Origin of the sequence: Dolichospermum sp. UHCC 0259, from assembly GCF_009711935.1 — a bacterium.
In the GTDB taxonomy this organism is placed as follows: Bacteria; Cyanobacteriota; Cyanobacteriia; order Cyanobacteriales; family Nostocaceae; genus Dolichospermum.
In genome coordinates this window covers 23,616-31,111 of the sequence record NZ_VIKX01000187.1, presented here as the reverse complement: position 1 = coordinate 31,111, position 7,496 = coordinate 23,616, and the positions used below count along the sequence as shown (strand labels likewise).

5 protein-coding genes are annotated in these 7,496 nt (G+C 37.6%); 4 read left to right on the top strand and 1 reads right to left on the bottom strand.

The window, feature by feature from the left end:
- Positions 1–129 precede the first annotated feature (129 nt).
- The 4 genes from FJR05_RS14650 (at position 130) to rnhA (ending at position 7,113) form a co-directional block, all read left to right on the top strand.
- Positions 130–279, top strand: a complete 150-nt coding sequence (locus tag FJR05_RS14650; RefSeq protein ID WP_168644775.1) for a hypothetical protein — start codon at positions 130–132, stop codon at positions 277–279.
- A 156-nt stretch (positions 280–435) separates the two neighbouring features.
- Positions 436–5,127, top strand: coding sequence for an FkbM family methyltransferase (locus FJR05_RS14645; protein ID WP_168644774.1), 4,692 nt, complete (start codon positions 436–438; stop codon positions 5,125–5,127).
- Positions 5,128–5,683: 556 nt separating this feature from the next.
- Complete coding sequence (locus FJR05_RS14640; RefSeq protein ID WP_168644773.1) at positions 5,684–6,124, top strand: GNAT family N-acetyltransferase; 441 nt, start codon at positions 5,684–5,686, stop codon at positions 6,122–6,124.
- 80 nt (positions 6,125–6,204) lie between these two features.
- Positions 6,205–7,113 (top strand): ribonuclease HI, encoded by a 909-nt coding sequence (gene rnhA, locus FJR05_RS14635; protein ID WP_168644772.1) that lies wholly within the window; start codon positions 6,205–6,207, stop codon positions 7,111–7,113.
- Between the two features lie 123 nt (positions 7,114–7,236).
- Here the strand turns inward: rnhA and FJR05_RS14630 are convergent, their stop codons facing one another.
- Entirely contained in the window at positions 7,237–7,428 is a 192-nt protein-coding gene (locus FJR05_RS14630) for a hypothetical protein (protein ID WP_168644771.1), read from the bottom strand.
- Positions 7,429–7,496: the final 68 nt, after the last annotated feature.

Genomic DNA, 7,496 nt, shown 5'->3' with positions numbered 1-7,496 from the left:
TCACAAAAGTACCCCGAATTTCCCAACTCCAAGGCGGTAATGAAAAAATATTCAAGGCGGTTAAAACCGCTCGTGCCGTTTCCCTCTCAGGGCTAAAGCCACTGAGTTTCCCACTTACCGGGTATTGTTATGAATGTTGGAACTGTCAATTATCCAGATAATACTATTCAAGCTGCGATCGCTCGCGCCATTGATACTGCTATTAATGATCATCGCTTTGGTGACATTATCGGTATTGTTAAATCTTGGCAAAGTGGTGGTTCTGCGGCTCTAGATTAATTATGTTTTGAGTAGAGACGTTCCGCCGGAACGTCTCTACAAGAATCTGTCGGCGGCTATAAATAAAATTTCTGCCTGACAAAAATTAAATGGCTATTTTTATTTGCCTTTATTTGAGCATTATTTTTTAGAAATTATCAGGATGTGAAGGGTTTTATGATTATTTTTTGTGGTGGAACAGCTAAGGATTTAAGAAGTCTGGGTTACAATCTTTGCCAGACTTTACTAACTCAAATAGATAAAAGCAATATTCAAGGAACTATTTGCAATACTGCCTCGGAAATAGATGCTTATTTTCAGCTTTTACAACCATCCTCACCTGTAACACTCATTCAATATCAGATTCCCTCAAAATTAACTTTAGAAAAAATTCAGCACGGTGAAGTTAAGAGTATTTATCTGCATCAAGATCCCCGTGAAATTTTGGCTGCTGTTCTCGCTTCTTTAGAACAGAAATTAACCTTTGAATCTACTTTTATCAACCTTTGGCAACAATACCAAGAAAAGTGGTTTTCTGATAGCCATCAAACTTTATTAATTCGTAGAGAAAAATTAATTTCAGAACCACATTCAGAAATTTCTAAGTTAGCAACATATTTAAATATTGAATTTACCGAATCGAAAATTGATTTGTTATTAAAGCAGTATCAGTTACCATCACCTGAAACGGTAGGACAATGGACAGAAATTCTCAGTTCTGAGCAATGCTTAATTATTGAAACTTTGCTCAAACCATTACTCCTACAATTTAATGACGAAGATGAGTTTAGTATATCCGAAAGATTAGAACAACATTTAGCAGCAATTCAATTAGAACCACTGCTAATCCAAATTGATAAAATTATTGGTAAATTTAGCCAGATAAAGACCGAAGTACGGGAACAATTTTACGAATCCATTGATCAATATTTGATCACTGTTTTAACTGCAATAGGGCGGTTACATGAAGCTGGGGAAGTTTGCCACTTAGTAGGAACAGCCCTAACTTTACAAAATGACTTACAACTAGCAGAAAAATGGTATTTACGCGCTCTGAATATCCAACCTCAGTTAGCCAAATCTCATTATAATTTGGGCTTTGTCTATGAACAGGAGGATGATTGGGAAAAAGCTATTGTTCATTATAATCATGCTATCACCATTAATGATAATTATACCAAGGCTTACTATCGCTTAGGATTGATTTTTAAACGTCGAAAGCAATTTACTCAAGCCATAGAACAATTTTCTCAAGTCTTGCACCTAGATCCAAAGCATCAGGGGGCAAAGTTCAATTTAGCTTTACTTTGGCAACAAGGAGAAGGTGCAGATTTCATCCAAAATTTGTTAGAAGAAACAGACCTAGAATTATTGCTTAATCTCCCAGAAGAAATAAACGACACTGGGGCAATGTTGGTGCGTGAACGACAATGGGAACAAGCCAAAATCTATTTTAAATCGGTGATTGAACTAGATCCAGATTGTGTTTTGGCTCACTATAATTTAGGTTGTGTTTTACAAAATCAAAATCGCTATCCAGAAGCAATCACTTCCTATCGTCGGTCTTTAAAGATTAATGCAAATTACATTGATTCCTTGAAAAATTTAGGTTATGTTTACTATAAAAATGGACAAGCAGATTTAGCCCAAGAATGCTTCCAAAAAATATTGCAATTAAATCCTGACCATAGCGAAACTTACGAAATTTTGGGATTTATTGCCGGTGAACAAGGAAAATTGTCAGAGTGTATTAGTCTGTTAAATGAAGCCCTGAAAATTAATCCTAATAATCCTAAACTACATTCTTGTTTTCTGTTTAATTTATCTTCTCTTGTCAGTTTTACACCTCAAGAAATATTAGATTCTGCTCAACAGTGGTATCAACAACAAGTAGTTAGTCAATGGCTACCAACCCTCACCACCCACTCTCAGGATAAAACTCCACACCGTCGTTTACGCATTGGCTATATTTCCCCTGATTTTAAGAGACATTCGGTAAGTTCATTTATTAAACCTGTTTTACAACACCATGACCGCACCCAGGTTGAGGTTTTCTGTTATGGGGAAGTCAAAGAACCGGATGCAATTACAGAGGAAATTATAGATATCTGCGATGCTTGGCGTTCTACTGTGGGTCTTTCGGATTTACAAGTGGCTGAATTAATTCAAGCAGACCGCATAGATGTTCTCGTTGATTTGGCAGGGCATACGGCAAATAACCGGATGATGGTCTTGGGGATGAAACCAGCGCCGATTCAAACTACATATTTAGGCTATTTTGCTACCACAGGTTTACCGACAATTGACTATTGGATTACTGATCAGTTTCTTCACCCCCATGATACAGAGGAAAAAACCAGCGAAACTATATGGCGTTTACCCCGTTGCTATGTAGGTTATGAACCGCTGAACAATGCCCCGGAAATTACTGAACTTCCTAGCAAAAAAACGGGAATTTTCACTTTTTCATCTTTCAATAATTTACGCAAACTTACACCAGAAACTTTTGCGCTGTGGATTGAAATTCTCAAAGCAGTTCCTAATTCTCGCTTGGTGTTAAAATGCGCTAGTTCTGATGTATTCAGTCCCTTAATTACCGAGAGAATCCAAACCCCCTTTGTGGAACAGGGTATTGATCCTAAACGCATCTTCTTATATGGTGCGTTTGCTACTGATGAAGACCATCTGAATCTTTATAATCAGGTTGATTTGCATTTGGATAGTATTCCCTATACGGGATGTACTACGACTTGTGAAGCCTTGTGGATGGGAGTACCAACATTAACCCTAGCAGGGACGCGGAAAATGGAGCGCATGAGTGCCAGTATTCTCCACAGTGTTGGTTTGGATGATTGTATTGTCCATAGTGCCACAGAGTATGTTCAAAGAGCGATCGCATTAGCCCAAAATCCAGATTATCTCCAATCTTTGCGCTTAAATATGCGCGAACGAATGCTGCACTCTCCTTTGTTGGATGTGAAAAACATCGCCAGCACTTTAGAAGCAGCTTATCGCCAAATGTGGCAGATTTATATTGAAAAAACCACAGGATCTAACAGCGAAAATCTCCCTAATCATCCTTCTCTCTCGGTGGAATTAGAACCCGCTGATGCTATTAATTACTATCAGCAATATATCGAAAATCATCCTGATGATGCCCAGGGATATTATCATTTAGGTTTAGCTTATCAATCCTTAGATGATGTAGAAAATGCTATTCCATCTTATTTGCAATCTCTTACCATTAATCGCGGTTCTGCTGCCACCTATCAAGCTCTAGGCAAACTGTTAGAAGAACAGGAATTAATTGCAGAAGCTGAAAAATATTATCGCTGTGCGTTGTTATTAGCACCTGATGATAGTGAAATACGAGAAACTTTCAAAGGTTTTTTACAGGAATATCGTTCTCGACCTGCTAATAAAGTTATTCCCATTTTTCAGGAAAATGCTAACAATTCTGAAGAGCGTAAATACTTTAAATTCACTGATGCTGATCCTCATGAATGCCTAGTAGAGATTGAGGGTGGAATTAAAGTATGTGTTAAGAATGATATCAACAGCTTGACAACTTATGTTTTGCTAGAACAGGGTGATTGGTTTGAGTCAGAAATGGAGTTTATTCGCAAACTGATTACACCAGGGATGGAAATCCTAGATATTGGTGCTAATCATGGAGTCTATACCTTAACTATGGCTAAGTTACTCCAAGGAGAAGGTAAAATTACGGCTTATGAACCTGCTAGTTCAGTTGTTTACTTATTGCGAAAAGGTGTAGAAGCTAATGGTTTCACGAATGTAGAGATAGTCAATGCCGGCTTATCAGATTGTGAGGGTGAAGCAACTTTATTTCTATCAACAAATAGTGAACTAAATTCTCTACAGCCCGATAATTCATCTCAACAACAAGAAATTATTAAACTGCTGAACTTGGATGAAGAATTAGCCCTGCGTAACTGGCAGAAAATTGACTTTATTAAACTAGATGCAGAAGGAGAAGAAGCCAAGATTCTCGCAGGTGGTAAAAGATTCTTTTTTGAGCAATCGCCATTAATTATGTTTGAACTCAAGCATGGCAAACATATTAATATGCGGTTAATTCAACTATTTCAAAATCTCGGCTATGAGACTTACTACTTAATTTCTAGCATCGGTTGTTTAGTGCCTTTTGATGTAAATCAGCCAGTAGATGGCTATCAATTAAACTTGTTTGCTTGTAAGCCAGAGCGATCGCAACAATTAGCTGAACGTGGTTTACTAGTAACACAAGTTAAAGAAAAGCCTCTACTTCCACAACCATCCTACTGGTTAGAAGCAATAGCAGCTTATAGTTATGCAACTCCTTTCCTAAATCAGTGGCAAGAATACGCAACGGTTGCCAATGCTGATAGTCAAGTTTACTTAGAAGGGCTTAATTATTTCTTTCTCACAAAAACATCGAGTCTTTCTCCAGGAGAAAAGTTTGCCTCCTTAGAACACTCTTTTGAATGTCTTCAGCAAGCTGTTAAGGCTCAACCTTCGTTGACTAGATATTGTAGTTTGGCTAGAGTAGCGGCAGAGTTAGGGAAAAGACAAGTTAGTGTGGAAATACTGGAAAAATTAATTACCAATATCAATTCTGGCAGATTAATTAGGGTAGACGAGCCTTTTTTGCCTGTGAGTCAGCAATATGATCATCAAATATGCAACAATAATCTGCAAGACTGGTTCTTAGTAAGTGTTGTTGAAACCTGCGAGAATAGCCGCGTTTTCTCGTCTTACTTCTCAGTTAAACAATCAGTATCTTTACTCAATCAGATTATTCATAAACCCTTCCATAGTCATCAGTCAGAAGGCCGATTACTTCTTGCTAACAAACGAATTGACGGATAACGATAGGATGAAATTAGTAATGCACCATTATCAAGGATTTGGTGCGTTACGCTGTCGCTTTTGCGTAGCCATGCCCGCCAGGGCTTTACACACCCTACGTATGTTTAACGTGAATTCGATAGCGTAGCGTGACGACGTAGGAGTGATTGAACCTCACCCCAACCCCTCTCGGTGTCGGAGAGGGGCATTTTAACTTATCATTATACTCAAAACGGCTAGAAGCTGGACTTTTTTATCATACAAAGAACAAGTTCAAAGTCTCTCCAGTATTAAATATTATTCCTTTTCCCTCTCCTCTTAGGAGAGGGTTAGGGAGAGGTGCGGGGAGAGGTTTACCAGAGGGGTTAAAAATTATTATATATTGAGTATATCATAGCCCCCTCATCGCTTGCGGGGAGGGGTTCTTGTACCTCATAACATAAAATCCACATTACATATTTAGTAAGGTGCGTCAGATAGAGGAAATCTGTTTTTTACTAAATCATTGGGTCTGACGCACCCTACAAGAGATAAAATCCACATTAGATCAAAACTATGCACAATAAAGTTTAAAAAAATGAATTACCAAATTGTTAACCAATTAAATGAAGATCAAATTGCTGAACTTGTGGAATTATACAAACATGAATTTTGGAGTAAAAATCGGACATATCAAGGTGTTAGCAAAATGTTGACTGCATCTGATATTATTATTGCTTTAATAAATGAGGAAAAAGAACTAATTGCTTTTTGTCGTGTTTTGACTGATTTTGTTTATCGGGGAGTTCTTTATGATGTGATTGTTAAACCTAGTTATAGAAACATGGGATTTGGTGCTAAATTATTAGATGAAGTTGTTAATCATCCCCAATTAAAAGCAGTAGAAAATATGGCTCTTTTTTGTTTACCAGAAATGATTCCTTTTTATGAACGTTGGGGTTTTACTTATGATGTAAATGCACTGAAAATAATGCACCGTCATGATCAGTTATGGCAGGAAGAGAACCATGATTATTAATTATGATAGTCTGAAGATTATTGACTAAAATTTGTCAGTAATTACTTTCTTGATGATATTTACAGTTTGATATTTGCACTATGTCTACCCAACGTTTAATTCAAAGTATATACACAGATGGTGCTTGCACAGGCAATCCTGGCCCTGGTGGTTGGGGTACAGTTGTCTATTTTCATGATGGTTCAGTTCATGAAATGGGTGATTCATCCCAGCACACCACTAATAATAAAATGGAAATGCAAGCTGCGATCGCTGCCTTGGAATTTTTCAAATCATCTGGACAAACTCAACCCATTACCCTCTACACAGATAGTAAATATGTCATTGATTGTGTGACAAAATGGGTGAAAGGCTGGAAAAAGAACGGCTGGAAAAAGTCGGATGGAAATCCCGTCCAAAACCAAGACCTCCTAGAAATTCTTGATCAACTCAATAGCCAAAGGGTACAATGGCAGCACGTTCGGGGACATTCTGGTAATATTGGTAATGAACGCTGTGATGTAATTGCGCGTTCCTTCGCAAATCACAAAATCCCCCACCTCAAACAGTCATTACCCGATCTTCTTCACGAAACTTTACCTAAAATTGGGGAAATAAGCCTAGTAAAAGTACCTAATGATCCGATAAACTCTACAATAACTAATAAAAATACACTAGAAAGCAGTCTGTCTGCATCAGATACTAGCACTATGGAACCATCTACAACACCAACTGCGACTACAACCAACGAACAACCCACTGAAATCAGGGTTTTACAACTTCGCAACTTGGTGGAAACCTTGCGTATTGCAGACGAAATTGCCGAAAAAGGCTACCTAATTACCAGTTCAGAATTAGCAGACTTAATGGGTGTTCACTCTAGCGCCGTTACCAGCAGAGGTGATGAATGGCGTTGGCGAAATTGGATAGTTTCACGGGTAAGACGTGAAGGTAATCAAATCCTTTGGGAACTGGAACGTGGTGACAAAGTAGAAACAGAAATAGATTAAAATAAGTCGTGATTTGTAATTAAGTTTTGTAACTGAGATATAGAGATTTTTATATCATTGAGTTGCCATTTTCCCAAACCTAGAGAAAGTAGAAATGCAGGGACTTTTCCCTGCTATATTTACCTACCATTTTATCCTGCCTCTCTTGACAAAATGTAACAATCTATTGATAGCTTGTGTTTCTTCTTCCTCTAAAGATTCATCTAAAATAGCCGCCATTAAGCCATAACGATCTGATAAAGAAATATAACCAGTATCAACAGTAACGGCAAGAATTTCGCCAACAGCGCCAGGAAGAAGCTTGATTTCTATCATTTACTTAAAATTTAACTCTACAAGTTTAATATCTCCTAAATTGAAATTTAATTAAGTGATTAAAACAG